We start from the raw sequence: 21,254 nt of genomic DNA, 5'->3' as shown, positions 1-21,254 counted from the left end.
GCCACTATGAATCCACGAAGAATAGACAAGTAAAGCCGCTAGGAAGAAGGTTTACTTATTCAAACCGCCTCACTAGCTGCTAATTCAGAGGAAGCAATGGCAGGAAACAGTATCGGACAACACTTTCGAGTGACTACATTCGGAGAGAGTCACGGTATCGCACTAGGATGTATCGTAGACGGGTGCCCACCAGGATTACAAATTACCGAAGAAGATCTGCAGAAAGATCTGGACCGTCGTCGTCCGGGTACTTCTCGCTATACAACAGCTCGTCGTGAAGCAGATGCAGTGAAGATCTTATCCGGCGTTTTTGAAGGTCAAACTACGGGTACATCTATTGGTCTACTGATTGAAAATACAGACCAACGCTCTAAAGACTATTCAGAAATTAAAGACAAATTCCGTCCGGGTCACGCAGATTACACATACCATCAGAAATATGGTGTACGTGATTACCGAGGTGGTGGTCGCTCTTCAGCTCGTGAAACAGCAATGCGTGTAGCAGCGGGTGCGATTGCGAAGAAATACCTAAAGCAAGAGTTCGGTGTCGAGATTCAAGCATACCTTTCACAGATGGGCGATATCGCTATCGAGAAAGTTGATTGGAACGAGATTGAGAACAATGCATTCTTCTGCCCTGATGCAGACAAAGTGCCAGAGTTCGACCAGATGATTCGTGATCTGTTGAAAGAAGGCAACTCGATAGGTGCGAAGATCCAAGTTGTTGCGAAGCAAGTTCCAGTTGGTCTTGGTGAGCCAATTTTTGATCGTCTAGATGCGGATATCGCACACGCACTAATGAGCATTAATGCGGTTAAAGGTGTCGAGATTGGCGATGGTTTTGACGTGGTTAATCAAAAGGGTAGCGAACACCGTGATCCACTAACGCCTGAAGGGTTCACAAGTAACCATGCTGGTGGCATCTTGGGTGGTATCTCAACGGGTCAAGATATCGTAGCAAGCATCGCGCTTAAGCCTACTTCAAGTATCACAGTACCAGGCGACACCATCACTAAAGATGGCGAGCCTACACAGCTGATTACCAAAGGTCGTCATGATCCATGTGTTGGTATTCGCGCTGTGCCAATTGCAGAAGCGATGCTAGCGATTGTTCTGCTGGATCACTTATTACGTCATCGTGGACAAAACCACGGCGTGACGACAAATACGCCTCAAATCTAACGATTGAGTGTATCTCGTCCTAAAAGACGTTGATTAAAAAAGGGTTGCTTCCTAGTGGAGCAACCCTTTTTGGTATCTGGTTAATATGCGCTAATTAGTGCACAGAGCTTTCAGGGTCTAAGTGGAATGACGGCAGACGCCACTTAAAGCGCACCGCTGCCATTCGCAACAGGTAACCTACAATTAGGGTCGTAATAGTTGCAGTGACATCGTTAATGCCAAACTCTAGTAATGCGAGGTAGAGACCTGAAGCAATCAGTGCAATAGAAGCATAAAGCTCTTCATGCAGCACGAGCGGCGTTTGGCGACAAATAAGGTCACGCAGCAGGCCACCAAAGACACCTGTAACGAGTGCCGACACCATACAGATCATTGGGTGCAGACCCATGTTCATCGCCACTTTAGTACCGATAATACTAAATACAATCAAGCCAAGTGCATCTAAGCGGATAAACAAGCCTTTGAGCTTAATAACCCACTTTGCTAGACCAGTAGTAACGACGCCCGCAATGCACGTAATGGCCAGAAACTGAGGGTTTTCAACCCAACCCAGCGGGTAGTGACCGAGTAAGATATCTCGAACGGTGCCACCACCAATTGCGGTTGCGCTTGCAACCAACATTACACCAAACCAATCCATTTTTTGTTTACCTGCGCTGAGTGCGCCGGTCATGGCTTCTGCCGTGATACCAATGATATATAAAACACTTAGTAGCATTGCTGTAACTCTATAATTTCGGTCTATAAAATCGTGATTTATGAGCCGTGCGATATAAAAAAGAAGCGCGAGTTTAGTGCGAAAAGTCACATTTTACGAATGAATATTTGTACCGCGAATTAGGGTTTCAGATTAGCTAAACTAATCATACAACCTAAGGTAGGTTAATCTGGAGTGGGCAATCGATTATCATGGCCTTCAGAGATGATTGTCATAATGACATTGCGCGGAATAGGGCTTTACCAAGTAGTCAAAAAAACGCAAAATGCCCTCGTTGTTCTTACTTATTTTTTATCTTATGACGCATCAATACCCAGATATCATCAACATCTTTAACCAGACTTTTTATGAGAGCTTCAATACCAAGCTAGAGTTGGGTGAAGATGAGCCGATTTACCTTCCAGCCGATGAGCAAATTGCTCACCATCGCATTATCTTTGCGCGTGGGTTTTATGCGTCAGCGCTGCATGAGATTGCCCACTGGTGTGTGGCTGGCCCAGAGCGTCGCCTATTGGAAGACTTTGGTTATTGGTATGAGCCTGATGGTCGTACTGAAGCTGTACAAGCGGAGTTTGAGAAGGTAGAAATTCGACCTCAAGCATACGAATGGATCTTGGCATTGAGCGCGGGCTTTCCTTTTAATGTTAGCTGTGACAATCTACACGGCGATTTTGAGCCGGATCGTTTGGCCTTTATGCAAAAGGTGCACAGCGAAGTCATGGGTATTTTAGAAGTGGGTTTACCGCCTCGCGTGAAAATGCTGTCAGAAGCGTTGCGAGATTTCTATAACATTGCTCCATTGACGGCGAACCAATTTATTGTGAAATAAGAGAAAACTATGATTATCGAATTTGAAGAAAAGCTACTTGAAGTAATTGATGCTCGTATTGAGAATGCCTCTGATGATGAGCTGTTTGCGGGTGGCTATCTGCGTGGTCATATTTCACTGTCTGTGGCTGCGTGTGAAGAAGAAGGCATCGAAGATGTTGCTGAAGTAAAAGTTCGTATCGAGAAGAGCCTAGAAGACGCTCGCGCAGAACTGACTCCAGCAGACCGTACTATTGTTAACGACCTATGGGTTGAACTACAAAACCTCGCTTAATTTCTTCATAAATGGCGCGCTGATTTAAATCTCCTCGTGGCGCGCCGTTCGTCCTTTCTCGCTTGTTCGAAAAATTTGAATGAGTCTGTACAAATCTTGTGATTGTTCCATTTCGTGCTTAGGTTAATCTATAACCACTTACCGAGATAAACGAAAGGACATCATCATGAAAGTTATCGCATTTGGCGCAAGCACCAGCTCTACTTCTATCAATAAAGCTCTAGCAACTTACGCGGCTAACTTGATTGAAGGAGCCGAAGTGAAAATCTTAGATATTAGCGATTACCAAGTTCCAATGTTCAGTGAAGATACTGAAAAAGAGATTGGCCAAGCGGAAGGCGCACAAGCATTTTTGCGTGACCTAGCAGAAGCCGACGCTTATGTTATCTCTTTCGCTGAGCACAACGGCCATCACCCTGCAGCATTTAAGAATCTATTTGATTGGGCGACAAGAATCGAGCGCTCTGTGTATGGCGAGAAACCAGCGGTGTACTTAGCGACATCTCCAGGCCCGGGCGGTGCGCAAAATGTACTTGGCGCGGCAACAGGTTCAGCGCCTTATTTCGGTGGCAATGTCAAAGCGTCGGTGTCCGTACCAAGCTTTTACGACAATTTCGATTTCGAGACGGGCTCTATCAGCAACGAAGAGATCGCAAATCAAATTAAAGATGCGGTCGCTAAGCTGTAAGTCGTTCCTTGTAATAAACGAAAAAGCCCAAGCTTGATTGAAAGCTTGGGCTTTTTTATGTGTGCGGTCTAGTAACGAGAGTCTTTGCCTAATTCGCAAGACAATTGCTTGAGATTATTGGTTACGCTCTGCTTGTTTGTCCGCGACCCAACCAGCGGTCAACGCTTTGCCTTTACGCAATCTTCTTACCCACATACGGCTAGGGTGAATCGCTTCCAATACATCAACAGGCAGTGGCAGTGGATCGCCACAAATCTGCGATGCTAACACCTCAGCGAGCAGTGGCGCAGAGCTTAATCCACGAGAACCCAAGCCAATAAAGCAGTAGAGGTTAGGGTAGCTTGCGACGGTTTCAACGCTGCTGAGTTCATCTCGCTGCGGGTTAAAGTTATGCAGATCCTGATACTGAGCTTTAATCGCTCCGAAGTCGCCGACATTACCCACAAATGGCAGGTGATCACGGCTAACACTGCGGATGCCTTGGCGTGATAGATTGCCAGTTGTGTCGACATCTTGAGTCCATGCTTGGTCGGGTAACGAACCATGCAAGCGCTCGCCATTGTGCTTTTGAACCTCTGCATCAAACTCTTGGTCGATATTGGACTTATCGTAGTTTGCGCCAATACAGTGGTGACCATTGTTTGGGTTTTGAGGTGTCATGTAGCCATCAAAGCACAGCACTGTTTTAAGCTTACTCAGATTCTCAGTCGTAGGAATATGACTTACTTGGCCTTTCACCGGAGTTAGGGGCACCGGAGCGGTTTGTTCGAACTGAGTAAACTTATGTCCGTTTGCGACCACTACTTGGCTATGTAGTTTAGTGATTTCGCCCTGTGGAGTGTCGATGGTGAGCTTCCATTTCTGGTCAGCATCAATCCATTCTAGATTAGTCACTTGATGTTGGTAGTGGGCTTGCAACAAACCACTCGCCTCAAGTTGAGAAACCAAGCCTTGAGTCAGTTGACGCGGGCTTAGCCAGCCACCAAGAGGGAAATAGACGCTCTCTTTGTCGACAGGTAAACCTATCTTTTTGTTCGCTTGCTCTGGAGACAGGCGCTGAATCAAATCCGTATGGAAGTTGCCTTCAAGCATACGGTTGAGCTTTTTGGTCGAGCCTTCATCCCACATTAGAATATTTACACCGCACCAGTCGTGATCAAACTCGACCGATTGAGACGCTTGTTCAATGAATTGGCGGGCATAAAGTAAACCTGGACCAAACACACGCGATACGTTTGAGCGGGTTTCACTTAGCAGGGGATAGATCGCACCTTGGTTATTACCAGAGGCATTTTCTGCCGGTTGCTCATGTTCACAGTAGAGCGACACTTGTTTATGGCGACGGGTAAGCGTTTTGGCCAATGCCGCGCTCGCCACACCACCACCAATGATAGCAATATCTTCCGTTTCACTATGAGGCGCTAAACCAAACCAAGGCTTGATATTGGAGTGACCTTGCTTTTCATTGAGACGGCCTGCGATCATTTCACGTTTAGTTCCAAAGCCTTTGACCTTTTTCATCTCAAAGCCAGCTTCAATCAGACCGCGGCGAACAAAGCCCGCAGCAGTAAAGGTCGCGCAGCTACAATCTTGCTTAGCCAGTTTAGCCATGCCGTTGAAAAGGTTCTGGTTCCACATTTCTGGGTTCTTGCTTGGTGCGAAACCGTCAAGGAACCAAGCATCAACCAGCCCTTGCTCTGGGGTAGGGACAAGTGGCATACAGTCTTTGATATCACCAAACCATAAATCGAGCGTGATTTTGCCATCACCTAACACAATACGGTGACACTCGGGCAGTGCAATCGGGTAGTGCTGTTGAAGTTGAGTAGCATACTCTGCAAGCTCTGGCCAAGCTTCATGCGCTTTGATGAGATCGTCTTTATTTAATGGATACTTCTCAAAACTGATGAAATGTAACTCTTTGGTCACAGCTTGTGGGTTATCTTTTAGAAACGCATCAAACCACTGCCAGACAGCAAGGAAGTTCAGGCCTGTTCCGAAGCCCGTTTCTGCAATTACAAAGCGGCGTTGTTCGTGTTCTAGCCAGCGCTCAGGAAGGTGGTTTTGTTTTAAGAACACGTAACGAGTCTCTTCTAAACCGTTCACGTTTGAGAAGTAAACGTCGTCGAATTGGTCGGAAACTGGCGTACCAGACTCGTTCCAATCCAGTTCTGCATTAGTAATTGAAGTCATAAAACCTATCATTTTGTGATTTGAAGCGATATGTTGGGATGGATTGTACGAATTTCTAGGAAAGCTGACCACTTTTGTTGGCCTTCTTAGTTATTATCTAGCTGAATTTTGAATTATAGGAATGTCACATGAAACGAGTCGTAATCACCGGTATGGGTATTGTTTCAAGTATCGGTAACAACGTCGAAGAAGTTTTAGCATCATTAAAAGCGGGTAAGTCAGGTATCACCGCTTCAGAGCAATTCAAGGAACAAGGCCTTCGCTCTCAAGTTTGGGGTAACCTAAAAATGAACCCAGCTGACCATATTGATCGCAAAAAAATGCGCTTTATGGGTGATGCAGCGGCATTTGCATACCTTTCAATGGAGCAAGCAATCGCAGACTCTGGCCTGACAGAAGAGCAAGTATCAAACGACCGCACAGGTATTGTTGCAGGTTCTGGTGGTGCTTCATCTCTAAACCAAGTAAACGCGGTTGATATCCTGCGTGAAAAAGGCGTTAAGCGTGTTGGTCCATACATGGTTCCACGTACAATGGCGTCAACGGTTTCTGCTTGTCTAGCGACTCCTTTCAAAATCCGTGGTGTGAACTACTCAATGAGCTCTGCATGTGCGACTTCTGCACACTGTATTGGTCACGCAATGGAACTTATCCAACTGGGTAAACAAGACGTAGTATTCGCTGGTGGCGGTGAAGAACTAGATTGGTCTCTGACTATGATGTTCGACGCAATGGGCGCACTATCTACTAAGTACAACGACACTCCAGAACAAGCATCTCGTACATACGATGCAGACCGTGACGGCTTCGTTATCTCTGGTGGCGGCGGCATGCTAGTTATCGAAGAGCTTGAGCACGCTAAAGCACGTGGCGCGAAAATCTACGGTGAAATCGTAGGCTACGGTGCAACATCTGACGGCTACGACATGGTAGCACCGTCTGGTGAAGGCGCAGTTCGCTGTATGAAGATGGCGATGCAAAACGTTGAAGGTGTTGACTACGTGAACACTCACGGTACATCAACGCCAGTAGGTGACGTTAAAGAACTTGGCGCTATCCAAGAAGTCTTTGGCGGCAACAGCCCAGCTATCTCTGCAACTAAGGCGATGACAGGTCACGCTCTAGGTGCTGCTGGTGTACACGAAGCGATTTACTCAACGCTAATGCTAGACAATGGTTTCATTGCACCAAGCATCAACGTTGCAAACCTAGACGAAGCAGCTGCAGGTCTAGACATCGTAACTGAAGCTCGCGAGCAAGAGTTAACAACAGTAATGTCGAACAGCTTCGGCTTCGGCGGTACTAACGCAACACTAGTGATCAAAAAGTACCAAGACTAAGTCTTTACTTTCATCACCAATAAACAGAATAAGTCTGACGACAGGCGTATAGATTTTTAGATTTATAGGTTTCCAGAGCTTGATCAGTACTGGCTTTGGTTAGTCACTGATCGAACAGACGCAGACTCTGTCTCCTGGAGAGCGAGACAGGATCCTTTTGTTCTGGGTATTTGCCCGATTGTTTATTCAATCGGGCATTTTTCTTTTTATAGCGCCTTAATCGCGGTGAGCTAAGGTCGTTTGTCTATTTACCCTCGACAGCTGCTGTCTAATTTTGCACAATCATTTCAATCCTCATTTTAGGTCGATGGACCGTAACTAAAGTACCCGCGTAATGAAAATCTTAATCGATGAAAATATGCCTTATGCTGAAGATCTTTTTAGTCAGCTAGGTGAAGTGATCTTAAAATCTGGTCGAACATTAACAGCTGACGATCTTGTCGATGTTGATGCTCTAATGATTCGCTCAGTGACTAAAGTAAATGAGTCGCTGATCAGCAAAGCGAACAAGTTGAAATTCGTAGGTACCGCAACCGCAGGTATGGACCATGTTGATCAAGACCTGATGAAAGAGCGTGGGATTTTCTTCACCGCAGCGCCGGGCTGTAACAAAGTTGGTGTGGCTGAGTACGTGTTTAGCGCAATGATGGTGCTGGCTCAGCAACAAGGCTTTTCAGTATTCGACAAAACAGTCGGCATTATCGGTTGTGGTCAAGTAGGCAGCTACCTAGCAAGCTGCTTAGAAGGTATCGGCATTAAGGTGCTTTTGAACGATCCACTTAAGCAACGAGAAGGTGACACACGTGAGTTCACTGAGCTTGAGACTCTGCTTGAACAAGCAGACATTATCACTACCCACACGCCAATCACTAAAACGGGCGATTACCCAACACACCACTTGATCAATGAAACGGTACTGAACAACTTCCGTGCTGATCAAATTCTGATTAATGCGGCTCGCGGCCCAGTGGTGGATAACCAAGCTCTGAAAGCTCGCTTACAGAAAGCGGATGGCTTCACAGCGGTACTGGATGTGTTTGAATTTGAACCAGAAGTGGACATGGAATTACTGCCACTGCTTGCCTTCGCGACACCACATGTTGCTGGCTATGGTTTAGAGGGTAAAGCGCGTGGTACCACTATGATTTTTAACAGCTATTGCGAGTTCTTGGGACGAGAAGAGCGAGCGTATGCGAGTGACCTATTACCGACCGCACCAGTGCCGCAGATGAAATTAGATAGAGCATGGGACGAAGCAACACTGCACAATTTAACTCAGTTGATCTATGATGTGCGCAAAGACGACGCCTTATTCCGTCGCAATATCGCTACGCCGGGCTCTTTTGACCGTATGCGTAAAGAATATTGGGACCGCAGAGAGTACAGTGCAGTCGAACTAACGGGTGACGAATCTTGCAATTTAGCACCGTTAGCGAAACTCGGTTTTATGGTAAAGCCAACTTTATAAAAGAGAGAAACAATGAGCCAAGAATTTAATATTGCTGTTTTAGGTGCGACGGGTGCGGTTGGCGAAACCATTATCGAAGTACTTGAAGAGCGTAAATTCCCTGTCGGTGAACTGCACTTACTAGCAAGTGAACGTAGTGAAGGCAAAACCTACCGTTTCAATGGTAAAACGGTAAAAGTGCAGAATGTGGAAGACTTTGATTGGTCTCAAGTACATATCGCATTTTTCTCTGCTGGTGGTGATCTATCTGAGAAGTGGGCTCCGATTGCAGCGGACGAAGGCGTTGTTGTAATCGACAACACCTCTAAGTTCCGTTACGAGTACGATGTTCCTCTAGTAGTGCCGGAAGTGAACCCAGAAGCGATCGCAGAGTTCCGCAACCGTAACATCATTGCGAACCCTAACTGCTCAACTATCCAAATGGTTGTCGCGTTGAAGCCGATCCACGACGAAGTAGGCCTAGAGCGTATTAACGTTTCTACTTACCAATCGGTTTCTGGTGCAGGCAAGCCAGGTATCGATGAGCTTGCAGGTCAAACCGCGAAACTACTAAACGGCATGCCAGCAGAGAACTCGGCGTTCCCTCAACAGATCGCATTCAACTGTATTCCACAGATCGATGAGTTCACTGAAAACGGCTATACCCGTGAAGAGATGAAGATGGTTTGGGAAACTCAAAAAATCTTCGCTGACTCTTCAATCACAGTGAACCCAACATGTGTTCGCGTACCCGTATTCTACGGTCACGCGGAATCTCTTCACATTGAAACACGCTCACCAATCGGCGCAGAGCATGTGGTTCAACTGCTAGAGAATACAGAAGGTGTTGAAGTATTCCACGGTGCTGAGTTCCCAACTCAGGTTCGTGATGCTGGCGGTAAAGACCATGTAATGGTTGGTCGTATCCGCGGTGATATCAGCCACCACAGTGGTGTGAATATGTGGGTTGTTGCTGATAACGTTCGTAAAGGCGCAGCAACGAACGCAGTGCAAATCGGTGAAGTATTGATTCGCGATTACTTCTAATCGACGCCCTCACTGTTTATTGAAGCCTCACTCATTAGTGGGGCTTTTTTAATCAATCAAAAATACATATTCATAAATTGTGTGAAATTGCTGCGAATATTGTCGTCGCAACACATTTTTTGTTTTCATTCCTATAGTTTTGCTCCTGTTATCCGATATATTTAGTAGATCGTTATTTTTCCGAATTTAAGCACCTAACTGAGCCTTTTATGTTTCAAATTTTCAAGCAGTGGTGGATGCCTTTAGCGTTTGTCATTGCGACTCAGATTTCCGTAGTTCGTGCAGATACTATTCGAGTGGTTGGTCCCGATGGACAGATAAAATCCTCGCCAACATTCTCAGAGCCGGTTCGCGCTCAATCACTCAATCAAGCGAGTGAGCCTTCTCGATTTTATGGACCAACCAATGGTAATGAAACCTTGTGGTCTATTGCGTCTCGACTACGCCCTGATAACTCAGTTTCAGTGCAGCAAACGCTTTTGGCGATCTACCAATTAAACCCTCAGGCATTTGAAAATCAAAACATCCACAGTTTAGTGCCATCGAGCTATCTACGAGTGCCATCTTTAGAGCAGGCTCGTGCTAGTTCAACACAGCAAGCGATTCGAATTATGGACTCGCATCAGGTCAAGCTGAATGCACCATCTAGTCAGCCTGTCGCTCCTACGAAACCAGAAATAGCCAAACCAGCAACACCAAAACCTGCTCCGGTCGAAAAAGCTGAAATTGCTAAGCCGAAGGTAGAAGCGCAAACGAAACCTGTCGCGCCATCAAAGCCAGCTATTTCGCCACAGGAAAACGAAGTTAACCAACTCGAAAAACAGCTTGAGATGTCAGAGTCTGAGCTGTTGTCTCTTGAAGAGAAAAACCATCAGCTACGCCTGATGCTGTCCAATGTTCAGTCTGAAGTTGAAGTGCTCAAAACAGAGCTGAGCGATGAAGACCGCATTCGTAATGAAGTAGAAAAACTGCTTGAAGAAGAGCGTAAGAAGAACGCTGAAATTGAAAAAATGGCGCCGAGCACCATGGACCAACTGCTATCTAACGGTTGGCTTGTTGCTGCGATGGCCATTATTCCGGGTCTTCTAATCGGTTTGATCATCGTTCTGTTGTTAGGCAGAAAGTCTAAGCAAGATGAACCTCAACAAGTCGCGCAAGAAACCAATAACTTACCTGAACAGAGTAACGTTGTTCCTATGCCTCTTGATGAAGAAATGGCAGACCTTGATACAGAGCTTTCTCTAGATGATGAGCTGTTTGGTGCCGATGATGACACTGAGAAGCTGTTTGATGATGAAGGTAGCAGCGATCAAGATGATGTCTTTGCTGGATTAGACGATGCTGATCTGGACTTCAACCTTGATGGTGAAGATGACGATCCGTTTGCTAGTATCGGTGACGACGGCGACCTGGATGGTAACTTCGATGATATCGATCTTGATAGCAATAACGGTATCAGTGTTAACGGCGAAGAAAAAGCGCTTGGTCTAGAAGAGATGGAGCGTGCACTTGATGAAACCGTTGAGAGTGCGCTTGATTCAGATGAAGGTGATTTTGACCTTTCAGATGACAACCCAATGTCAGCTGATGATATAGAAGCGCTGTTGTCTCAAGATGTTCAAACGGAAGACCTTGGCTCTAATGAGTTAGATCAATCGATGTTGGACGACCTGTTTGCATCGAGCGACGATGATGATGACAGTTTCGACCTCGATACCTTAATGTCGGAAGATGATAATTCAACGACACCGGGTGTGAGTGATGACTTTGACATTGATGCGCTGATTTCAGAGCAGCAGCCGTCAGTGGAAGAGTCTCCAACTTCTAATGAAATGCCGGAGTTGGGTGACGAATTCGATATTGATGCTTTGATTTCAGAGCAACAATCGCCAGCTGAGCCTGCAAGTAACGATGATATTGACGATATTTTCGCTCAAGTTGCTGAGCCGTCGCCAGCGAGTTCTGACAACGAGTTCAATCTTGATGATCAAGAAGACTTAACGTCTCAGTTCTCAAGTGAGCTTGCATCTGATGATGATATTGAAAACATCCTATCTCAGTTCGATCAGCCAATTCCTGAAGGGGAAGAGCTGATTGGTGATGATCTATTATCTAACGACCCAGAGTTAGCGTCGAACGACAGCACAGATCTACTCGATGAGTTGCTTGATGGTGACGATGTTGACCTTAGTAATTCAACCGATCTTCTCGATGAAATGCTGGGAGATGAGGACGAGAGTGGCGAACAAGAACATCTAGACCTTGATCCGCTTGCTGAGCTTGAAGAGCTGTCAGGTTTATCTGATGAAAGCGAAGAAGATGACTTTAAGTTAGATGAAAGCAGCACAGATCTATTAGACGATTTCTTAGATGACGAAGACACTCCGCTTTCACTTGAAGATGATGAAACTCTAGATGAGCTTCTAGGTAATGAACTCTCAGATTCAGCACTGGAAGAGCAAGAAGAAGAGTCTGCATCAATTGACCCATTCGATGATCTTCTTACCAATGGTATTGATGATCTCGAGCCAGAACAAGACGCGCAGCCTGAAGAGCCTAGTTTCGAACAATCGCTTTCCGCAGCGCTTGAAGAGGTGCCTGCGACTTCAGAGGCGAGCTTAGATAAGCTTGACCCATTTGAAACAGCAGAAGCATCTGAACCGAAAGAAGAGATTCAGCAAGAAGTCGAAGCAGAGCTTGAAATTGAAGAAGAGCTTGACGTTGAAGATCTAGCAGCGGAAAGCTTGGTTGACGATGTAGAGGTTCAAGATGAGCCTGCGACTCCAGTTGAACCAGAAAACAAAGACTTCAACCGCGACGATTTTATTGATGACATGTTCGATATTGCGCCTCAAGCAGACGCGTTGTTTGATGAACATGCCCAACAAGATGAAGCTTTAGCATCCGAAGACTCAGATTTAAACTCGCCATTAGAGACCGAAATCGCTAATGAAGAGACAGCGGCTGATGAAGATGTGGTCGCTCCTCAGCACGCTGATAACGTAGAGCAAGATATCGCATCAGTTGAAGGCTCAGAACCTGCTTTAGAAGAGCAAGAGCCTGAAATAGAAGCGCTTGACGAGTTTACGTCATCTGAAGGTTTGGAAGAAAGCATAGAATCATTACTGTCTCAACCAGAGCCAGAAGTTAAGCCGACTCAAAATGATCTGGAAGACGTGTTAGCTACGGATGTCGAGCCAGCGTCCTCACAGCCACTTACAGAAGAGCAACTTGTAGAAGATTCTAGCGAGCTTGAAGATGATTGGCTCTCTGCGGCAATCGACGATGTTGAGTCACCGCAAGAGATGGGTGCGGATTTCGATTTTGCACCTAAGATTGAAGCTAGCGAACCTCAGCTCGACATGGAAGATTCCTTGCCAGAGCCAGAGCCAGAGCCAGAGCCAGAGCCAGAGCCAGAGCCAGAGCCAGAGCCAGAGCCAGAGCCAGAGCCAGAGCCAGAGCCAGAGCCAGAGCCAGAGCCAGTTCGAGCGGCGAATATGCCAGAGATCATTCCAAATGAGTTTGGTGTTCCGGAAGATGACGATTGGCTGTTCGAAGATGATGCGAATACTGAACCAAAGGCAGAAGAGCCACAGGTTGATGACGCGCCAGTTGCTGAGTTACCGGCTCAAGAAGAGCCGCAGCTAGAACCAGAAGCACCGACTCAAGAGCTTGTGGAGCAAGAACAAGCAGCGGAAGAAGAGTTCTCGTTTGATGATCTAGAGTTGCCTGAGTTTGGAGAAGAGGATGCGCTAGATTCTGTTCAAGATGAACCGCAATTGGAAACAGAAGCACCGGCTCAAGAGCTTGCGGAGCAAGAACAAGAAGCGGAAGAAGAGTTCTCGTTTGACGATCTAGAGTTGCCTGAGTTTGACGAAGATGATGCGCTAGATGCTGTTCAAGATGAACCGCAATTGGAGACAGAAGCACCTGTTCAAGAATCTCCAGCGCAAGAAGCCGTTGAGGAAGAGTTCTCGTTTGACGATCTAGAGTTGCCAGAGTTTAGCGAAGATGATGCGCTAGATGCTGTTCAAGATGAACCGCAATTGGAAACAGAAGCACCAGTTCAAGAATCTCCAGCGCAAGAAGCGGTTGAAGAAGAGTTCTCGTTTGACGATCTAGAGTTGCCTGAGTTTAGCGAAGATGATGCGCTAGATTCTGTTCAAGATGAACCGCAACTAGAACCAGAAGCACCGACTCAAGAGCTTGCGGAACAAGAACAAGCCGTTGAAGAAGAGTTCTCGTTCGACGATCTTGAGTTGCCAGAATTTGACGAAGATGATGCGCTAGATGCTGTTCAAGATGAACCGAAGCTAGAATCAGAAGCTCCTGCTGACGAGTCTCCTGCGCAAGAGCAAGCAGCGGAAGAAGAGTTCTCGTTCGACGATCTAGAGTTACCAGAATTTGATGAAGACGATGCTTTAGCCGAGCTTGTAAGTGGCGAGGATGATGTTCAACTGGAGCAAGACCTCATCATTGATGAAACTGCGCTAGAGCTCGAAGAGAGTGAACTGCCAGAGTACGATGAAGAGAGCGCAAAAGCAGATGCTGTGCTAGATGACGTCGAACTGCAGCAGTCTGAACCAGTCCCTCTTGAACCGGGAGCTGAACTTGACGAGAGCAAGCTACCGGAATATGGAGAGGATGAAGCACTCAGCGATGCGTTCTCTGAAATTGGTGAACCACTGAATACTTACGGCGCGCAAGCAGAAGAGCAAGATGCACTGCATGACCTTTTCTCTGGTACCAATAGCTTTGCAGACGATGAGATCACCCCACATCAGCCTGAAGCAGAAGTACCATCATCACAAAGCGTCCAAGATGAACCACTAGAAGGCTTTGATGAGTTCGATGAGTCAGCATTGGCAGAGCTGTTGTCTGAAGATGTTCAAGATTCGGTTGACTCGATGTTCGATCGACCAATGGACAACACGGCCATTGATAGTGCAGGCCTCGATATCGATGCCATGCTGGAAGTGGGTGGTGAAGATTGGAAGGGATTCAGTTTAGAGCCTGAGCAGCAATCGAACTTGTCTCACGATGTACCAGATGATCAACAAGAGATCTGGGAATCAGCGAAGCATCAACCAGAGCCTCAAATTAAACAAGAGAACTGGGGGGCGCAAGACCAGTTACTTGAAGCTACAGCTGAAAAAGAGCAGCAGTTCATGACGATTGATGAATTGATGGCTCAAGTTGAGCAAGAAGATGGTGAGATGGTGAATCCTGATGAGGAAGAGCTTAAGCTGGATGTTGGTTTGAACGAGTTCCCTGATGTGATTGGCGATATCGGTAATTATGATGTCGATAGTAACGCTGAGGCCGCAGGTAAGCTGGACCTTGCTAAGATCTACATTGAGATGAGTGATCCTCAAGGTGCAATTAAGTTATTAGAAGAGGCCATTGTCGATGGTTCCGATGAAATCCGTCGAGAAGCTAAGAACCTAATTGATACGTTGAACGGGCGCTAAGCCAAAGAAATCGAAAGAGAGCCAGATACAGGGCTCTCTTTTTTTATCTATAACTTCTCCTCTATCGATTGTTTCATCTTTATCGAGAGTTTCGGTTTTATAGACAGTTTTCCTGCTGGTGGGTTTGGGGTACGCTCCTTTTACGTATATACTTCGAGCCCCATTTTCAAAGAGAACAAAAACATGAAAATTGCTTTAGGTATTGAATATGACGGTACCCACTATTTTGGTTGGCAGCGCCAACGAGACGTAAAGAGTGTCCAAGAATCTTTGGAAAAGGCGCTTTCGGTTGTCGCAAACCACCCAGTTGAAGTGCAATGTGCAGGTCGAACAGACGCTGGTGTACACGGTACAGGGCAGGTCGTTCACTTTGAAACCAATGTAAACCGTAAGATGGTGGCATGGACAATGGGTGCAAATGCAAACATGCCTAAAGATATTGCGGTTCGTTGGGCAAAAGAGGTCCCTGAAGATTTTCACGCTCGCTTCTCTGCAACCGCGCGCCGCTACCGTTACGTGATATTCAACCACGCACTTCGCCCTGGAATCTTAAACTCGGGTGTGAGTCATTATCACGGCGAGTTAGATGAGAAGAAAATGCATGAAGCAGGGCAGTACTTGTTAGGCGAAAATGATTTCACCTCGTTCCGTGCAACGCATTGTCAGTCCCATAGTCCTTGGCGCAACCTGATGCACTTAAACGTTACTCGTCATGGCCACTATATTGTTATTGATATTAAGGCTAATGCATTTGTGCATCATATGGTGCGTAATATTACGGGTAGCTTGATTGCTGTCGGCAAAGGGGAGCAAAAGCCTGAATGGATTAAGTGGTTGCTTGAAGCCAAAGATAGAAAGTTAGCTGGTGCTACCGCTAAGGCTGAAGGTCTCTATTTGATTGATGTGGATTACCCTGCACACTTTGAGCTTCCAAGAGAGCCTATCGGCCCGCTGTTTTTGCCTGATAATTTGAGCTAAATGTGGGACTTAGGTTCAAAAAATATTGCGAAATCGTGCGTAAAATAGCTCATGAAAATAGGTACAACCAGTTTTTTATCTACACTTGCTGTTTTATGTGCTTTAATCTCCTCGCATAATTCCCAAATTTATTTCTTTCGCAATTAGGCGGAAGAATCGAAAGAAAAGGTCTTCCATGAGTTGGCTTGAAAAGATTTTAGAAAAAAGCAACATCGTAACTTCTCGTAAAGCGTCTATCCCTGAGGGTGTTTGGACTAAATGTACCTCTTGTGAGCAGGTTCTTTACCATGCTGAACTAGAGCGTAACCTAGAAGTATGTCCAAAATGTGACCATCACATGCGCATGAAAGCGCGTCGTCGTTTAGAAACTTTCTTAGATGAAGGTGAGCGCGTCGAGCTAGGCTCTGATTTAGAGCCACAAGATAAGCTAAAATTCAAAGATTCAAAGCGTTACAAAGAGCGTATCTCTTCTGCTCAAAAGAACAGTGGCGAAACAGACGCACTTGTTGCAATGAAAGGTGAGCTTTTAGGTCTACCTATCGTTGCTTGTGCATTTGAATTCTCATTCATGGGCGGATCAATGGGTTCGGTTGTGGGTGCTCGTTTCGTTCGTGCGGTTGATGCAGCTATCGAAAACAACTGTGGTCTAGTATGTTTCTCTGCTAGTGGCGGTGCTCGTATGCAAGAGGCACTGATGTCTCTTATGCAGATGGCAAAAACCAGTGCAGCACTAGAGCGTCTTTCTGCGAAAGGCCTACCATTTATCTCTGTAATGACTGACCCAACAATGGGTGGTGTTTCAGCAAGTCTAGCGATGCTAGGTGATGTGAACATCGGTGAGCCGAAAGCACTGATCGGTTTTGCTGGTCGTCGTGTTATCGAGCAAACGGTGCGTGAAGACCTACCTGAAGGTTTCCAACGCAGTGAGTTCCTATTAGAGCACGGTGCTATCGATATGATCGTTGATCGTCGTGATATGCGTCAGCGCGTAGGTAGCCTAATCGCGAAAATGACTAACCAGCCTTCACCATTAGTAGTTTCTGTGAACGATTCACCGAATGAAGCTACTTATGAAGTACCAGAAGCGCCAGAAAAAGGGTAAAGTACCATCTAACAAACCTACTTACATATGGTTATGAGTTAGATGAGTCAACAACCTATTCCTCAAGCCACATCCTCTCTCGAGATGTGGCTTGATTATTTAACAAACATTCACACCAGTGCGATCGACCTCGGATTAGACCGTGTTCAAGCTGTTGCACAAAAATCCAATCTCACTAAACCTGCTAAGCATGTGATTACTGTTGCTGGGACGAACGGCAAAGGTTCAACATGTGCTTTGATGGAAGCGATTCTTCTTGATGCTGGCTATTCGGTCGGCGTATACAGCTCTCCACACCTGATTCGTTATAACGAACGCGTTCGTATTAATGGCCAAGATCTTTCAGACCAACAACTGGTCGACTCTTTTGATTTTATTGAAAAAGAGCGTGGCGAAATTAGCTTGAGCTTTTTCGAGTACGGCACTTTAGCGGCTCTGCGTGCATTCCAAGTAGAAAAGGTCGATGTGGTCCTTTTAGAAGTGGGCTTGGGTGGACGTCTCGATGCGACCAATGTCGTTGACCATGATGTTTCAGTGATCACCAGTTTAGCGGTCGACCATGTTGATTGGCTAGGCGATGACATTAATGTCATTGGCTTTGAGAAAGCAGGCATCTACCGTAGCGGTAAGCCAGCAATCTGCGGACAGCCTAAACCGCCAGCAACCGTGGCAGCGCATGCAGACGATATTCAGGCAGAGTTCTATCAAGTAGGGATTCAGTACACCTACGAAGTCACTGGTGAAACGTGGAACTGGCACAGCGGTGCATTCCAGCTTGAACAGCTACCAATTCCGAGCCTACCACTACCGAATGCTGCTACCGCGTTGATGGCTCTTGGAACATCAGAACTCGACATCAGTGATGTGAACGTTGTGAATGGTCTTAAGAGTGCGCAGCTTCCTGGTCGTATGCAGAAGATCAGTGATAAGCCAACGATAGTGTTAGATGTGGCGCACAACCCACATTCGGCTGAATATTTTGTTAAGCAAGTTGGTCAGCAGTATGCGGGCAAAACACTGCACGTAGTTGTGGCCATGTTGCACGACAAAGATATCCCTGCCACGCTCGATGTGCTTGCTCCAATTGCTCAGCATTGGTATCCAGCGTCTCTACAAGGCCCAAGGGCGGCGAAAGCAGCTGAGCTGTGTCGAAGTCTACCAAGTGGAACGACAGAGTACTCATCGCCAGTAGAGGCATTTGAAGCGGCTTTATCAAGTGCAAGCGAAGATGAAGTGATTCTTGTTGTGGGTTCATTCCATACCGTGGGTGAAGTGCTGGAGCATTGGCAAACAAAAGGAAACTAAATGGCAAGTAAATTCCAAAGCCGCTTAGTGGGCACTATTATTTTGGTGGCCGTGGGCGTTATTGTTCTCCCAGATGTACTAGACGGAAAAAAGCTTCACTACAAAGAAGAGTTTGCAAGCATTCCAATTAAGCCTGAACTTGAAGGTGATGTTGAAGTGTTTGAGGTACTTGATCCTGTTGAAGATGAGATTGCGCTACCAGATTCACCGGTAGAAGCGATTGTTCAAGAGTCATCACCGTCAGAAACAGTAACGGCAAGTCAAGAGAGTAAAGTCGATGACAATGTCGAGATTGCTATCAAGCCGGTGACTGAAAAGAATGAGTATCAAGACAGCGCGTGGATCATCCAGCTGATGGCATTGAAAAATGCAGACAACGCTAAGAACGTTGTCAAGGATCTGCAAAAGCGTGGTTATCAAGCTCATACCAAGCAAGAAAAAACATTTACGCGAGTAATAATTGGCCCAGATATCTCTAAATCCAAACTTGAGCGTCAAATTAAGGAATTAGAAAAAATTACTGGTTCAAAAGGCCAATTGCTCAAATTTAAACCGTTAAATCCATAAGAAAACGTTTGCGTCAGCATTTTTTCTGTTAAAATGCGCGCCAACTTAAGATGAAGAATTCATGAATTGGTTAGATTTTGTCATTTTAGGGGTGATCGGCTTTTCAGCTTTGATCAGTTTAGTTCGTGGTTTTGCTAAGGAAGCATTGTCACTCGTTATTTGGTTTGGTGCGTTTTTTATCGCCAGCCAGTATTACGCCAAATTGGCGGTTTACTTTACAAATATCGAAGATGACATGTTTCGAAATGGCGCCGCGATAGCAGCACTGTTTGTTTCGACTCTGGTTGTCGGTGCGTTAATTAATTACGTGATTGGACAGCTAGTACAGAAAACGGGCTTGTCTGGTACAGATAGAATCTTGGGGATCGTTTTTGGCGGTTTAAGAGGTGTTCTGATTGTGTCAGCTGTGCTGTTTTTTATGGATGCGTTTACTGCATTCCCAAGTTCTGAGTGGTGGAAGAACTCGCAGTTGGTTCCTGAATTCAGTCGAATCATTGCACCGTTCTTCGAGCATTTACAAGCAACATCAAGTTTCTTATCTGGCGCGCTTTAGCGCCAGTTAATGTCGAAAATCGAGGATTAGGACATGTGTGGTATTGTTGGAATCGTGGGTTCAACACCTGTAAACCAGTCAATTTATGACGCTTTAACGGTATTGCAGCATCGTGGCCAAGATGCCGCTGGTATTTGTACCATAGAAAGCAATCGTTTTCGTCTGCGTAAGGCGAACGGCTTAGTTAAAGATGTTTTCGAAGCTAAACACATGCAACGCCTCCAAGGTGACGTTGGTATCGGTCATGTTCGTTACCCAACAGCAGGTAGCTCTAGCGCTTCTGAAGCTCAACCTTTCTACGTAAACTCGCCATTTGGCATTACCCTAGCTCACAACGGTAACCTAACGAACGCAAATGAAGTTCGTGAGAAGCTGTTTGAAAAAGACCGTCGTCATGTAAACACAACATCAGATTCTGAAGTACTTCTGAACGTACTGGCTCACGAGATCGATACTGTGAAAGGTAACGTGACGTCTGAAGATGTATTCCGTGCAGTGGCTAACGTACACCGCACTATCCGTGGTGCTTACGCAGTAACAGCGATGATAATCGGCCACGGTATGATTGCGTTCCGCGATCCAAACGGAATTCGTCCGCTGTGTCTTGGTAAGCGTGAAGTGAATGGTCGTACTGAGTATATGGTTGCTTCTGAATCGGTAGCGCTTGACGCTGTTGGTTTCGATTTTGTTCGCGATGTTGCTCCTGGTGAAGCGATTTACGCAACATTTGAAGGCGAGCTGTTTACTAAGCAGTGTGCTGACAATCCAAAACTGAATCCTTGTATTTTCGAATTCGTTTACTTTGCACGTCCAGACTCTTTCATCGACAAGATCTCTGTTTACAGCGCACGCGTTGAGATGGGTGAAGCACTGGGTCGCCGTATTAAAGATGAGTATTCAGATCTTGATATCGACGTTGTTATCCCAATCCCTGAAACATCGAATGACATTGCGCTACGCATTGCTCAAGCGATCGACAAGCCATACCGTCAAGGCTTCGTGAAGAACCGTTACGTTGGTCGTACTTTCATCATGCCGGGTCAACAACAGCGTAAGAAATCTGTTCGTCGTAAACTTAATGCGATTCGCTCTGAGTTTAAAGGTAAGAACGTACTTCTAGTCGATGACTCTATTGTTCGCGGTACCACGTCAGAACAGATCATTGAGATGGCTCGTGATTCAGGTGCGAACAAAGTTTACATGGTTTCAGCAGCACCAGAAGTTCGTTTCCCGAACGTTTACGGTATTGATATGCCAAGTGCTAACGAGTTGATCGCTCACGGTCGTGACAACCAAACTATCTGTAACCAGATCGGTGCTGATGCGCTTATCTTCCAAAAACTGGATGATCTGATTGAAGCAGTAGGTCAAGGCAATCAAGACATTACTCAGTTTGATACTTCGGTATTCAACGGTGAGTACGTGACGGGTGATATCGACCAGAAGTACCTAGATTTCCTAGATGCACTTCGTAACGACGATTCAAAAATACAGCGTGAAATTCAGCAAGACTTAGCGAACCTCGAGCTACATAACGAAGGCGCGTAAGATTTACTTTAGC

The 21,254-nt window shown here is 46.0% G+C and carries 16 protein-coding genes; 14 read left to right on the top strand and 2 right to left on the bottom strand.

Features of this window, described 5'->3' with window-relative positions:
• Positions 1-96: 96 nt before the first annotated feature.
• Complete coding sequence (gene aroC, locus OCV50_RS09930; RefSeq protein ID WP_032551893.1) at positions 97-1,182, top strand: chorismate synthase; 1,086 nt, start codon at positions 97-99, stop codon at positions 1,180-1,182.
• A gap of 94 nt (positions 1,183-1,276) precedes the next feature.
• Here aroC and OCV50_RS09925 read toward each other — a convergent pair whose 3' ends face one another.
• Complete coding sequence (locus OCV50_RS09925) at positions 1,277-1,900, bottom strand: trimeric intracellular cation channel family protein (RefSeq protein ID WP_261902934.1); 624 nt, start codon at positions 1,898-1,900, stop codon at positions 1,277-1,279.
• Between the two features lie 298 nt (positions 1,901-2,198).
• Between OCV50_RS09925 and OCV50_RS09920 the strand changes: the two genes are divergently transcribed.
• From OCV50_RS09920 to OCV50_RS09910, 3 genes are all read left to right on the top strand, one after another.
• Entirely contained in the window at positions 2,199-2,729 is a 531-nt protein-coding gene (locus OCV50_RS09920) for an elongation factor P hydroxylase (RefSeq protein WP_261902933.1), read from the top strand.
• A 9-nt stretch (positions 2,730-2,738) separates the two neighbouring features.
• Complete coding sequence (locus OCV50_RS09915; RefSeq protein ID WP_261902932.1) at positions 2,739-3,002, top strand: YfcL family protein; 264 nt, start codon at positions 2,739-2,741, stop codon at positions 3,000-3,002.
• Positions 3,003-3,168: 166 nt separating this feature from the next.
• On the top strand, positions 3,169-3,690 hold the full coding sequence (locus OCV50_RS09910) for an NADPH-dependent FMN reductase (protein ID WP_261902931.1): 522 nt from the start codon (positions 3,169-3,171) through the stop codon (positions 3,688-3,690).
• Between the two features lie 114 nt (positions 3,691-3,804).
• Here the strand turns inward: OCV50_RS09910 and mnmC are convergent, their stop codons facing one another.
• Positions 3,805-5,955 (bottom strand): bifunctional tRNA (5-methylaminomethyl-2-thiouridine)(34)-methyltransferase MnmD/FAD-dependent 5-carboxymethylaminomethyl-2-thiouridine(34) oxidoreductase MnmC, encoded by a 2,151-nt coding sequence (gene mnmC / locus OCV50_RS09905; RefSeq protein ID WP_261902930.1) that lies wholly within the window; start codon positions 5,953-5,955, stop codon positions 3,805-3,807.
• Between the two features lie 56 nt (positions 5,956-6,011).
• Between mnmC and fabB the strand changes: the two genes are divergently transcribed.
• From fabB to purF, 10 genes are all read left to right on the top strand, one after another.
• Positions 6,012-7,223: a beta-ketoacyl-ACP synthase I gene (fabB, locus tag OCV50_RS09900; RefSeq protein ID WP_032551898.1), complete on the top strand. Its 1,212-nt coding sequence runs from the start codon at positions 6,012-6,014 to the stop codon at positions 7,221-7,223.
• A 334-nt stretch (positions 7,224-7,557) separates the two neighbouring features.
• Positions 7,558-8,691 (top strand): 4-phosphoerythronate dehydrogenase, encoded by a 1,134-nt coding sequence (locus OCV50_RS09895; RefSeq protein WP_261902929.1) that lies wholly within the window; start codon positions 7,558-7,560, stop codon positions 8,689-8,691.
• Between the two features lie 12 nt (positions 8,692-8,703).
• The gene (locus tag OCV50_RS09890) at positions 8,704-9,717 is read left to right on the top strand and encodes an aspartate-semialdehyde dehydrogenase (protein WP_032551900.1); all 1,014 of its coding nucleotides are present in this window, start codon (positions 8,704-8,706) and stop codon (positions 9,715-9,717) included.
• A 209-nt stretch (positions 9,718-9,926) separates the two neighbouring features.
• On the top strand, positions 9,927-15,188 hold the full coding sequence (locus OCV50_RS09885) for a FimV/HubP family polar landmark protein (protein ID WP_261902928.1): 5,262 nt from the start codon (positions 9,927-9,929) through the stop codon (positions 15,186-15,188).
• Positions 15,189-15,371: 183 nt separating this feature from the next.
• Positions 15,372-16,166 carry a tRNA pseudouridine(38-40) synthase TruA gene (gene truA / locus OCV50_RS09880; protein ID WP_239841362.1) on the top strand — a complete coding sequence of 265 codons (795 nt, stop codon included), beginning with the start codon at positions 15,372-15,374 and terminating at the stop codon, positions 16,164-16,166.
• 175 nt (positions 16,167-16,341) lie between these two features.
• Positions 16,342-17,268 carry an acetyl-CoA carboxylase, carboxyltransferase subunit beta gene (gene accD, locus OCV50_RS09875; RefSeq protein ID WP_239841363.1) on the top strand — a complete coding sequence of 309 codons (927 nt, stop codon included), beginning with the start codon at positions 16,342-16,344 and terminating at the stop codon, positions 17,266-17,268.
• Between the two features lie 42 nt (positions 17,269-17,310).
• A complete protein-coding gene (gene folC, locus OCV50_RS09870) occupies positions 17,311-18,573 on the top strand; it encodes a bifunctional tetrahydrofolate synthase/dihydrofolate synthase (RefSeq protein WP_261902927.1) in 1,263 nt (420 codons plus the stop codon).
• Positions 18,574-19,140 carry an SPOR domain-containing protein gene (locus OCV50_RS09865; RefSeq protein ID WP_239841365.1) on the top strand — a complete coding sequence of 189 codons (567 nt, stop codon included), beginning with the start codon at positions 18,574-18,576 and terminating at the stop codon, positions 19,138-19,140.
• 61 nt (positions 19,141-19,201) lie between these two features.
• A complete protein-coding gene (locus OCV50_RS09860) occupies positions 19,202-19,693 on the top strand; it encodes a CvpA family protein (RefSeq protein WP_032551906.1) in 492 nt (163 codons plus the stop codon).
• Between the two features lie 33 nt (positions 19,694-19,726).
• Complete coding sequence (purF, locus tag OCV50_RS09855) at positions 19,727-21,241, top strand: amidophosphoribosyltransferase (RefSeq protein WP_261902926.1); 1,515 nt, start codon at positions 19,727-19,729, stop codon at positions 21,239-21,241.
• The last annotated feature ends 13 nt before the right edge of the window (positions 21,242-21,254 follow it).

It is taken from the genome of Vibrio fortis, assembly GCF_024347475.1.
In the GTDB taxonomy this organism is placed as follows: domain Bacteria; phylum Pseudomonadota; class Gammaproteobacteria; order Enterobacterales; family Vibrionaceae; genus Vibrio; species Vibrio fortis.
This window is presented reverse-complemented; position numbering and strand designations above follow the sequence as displayed.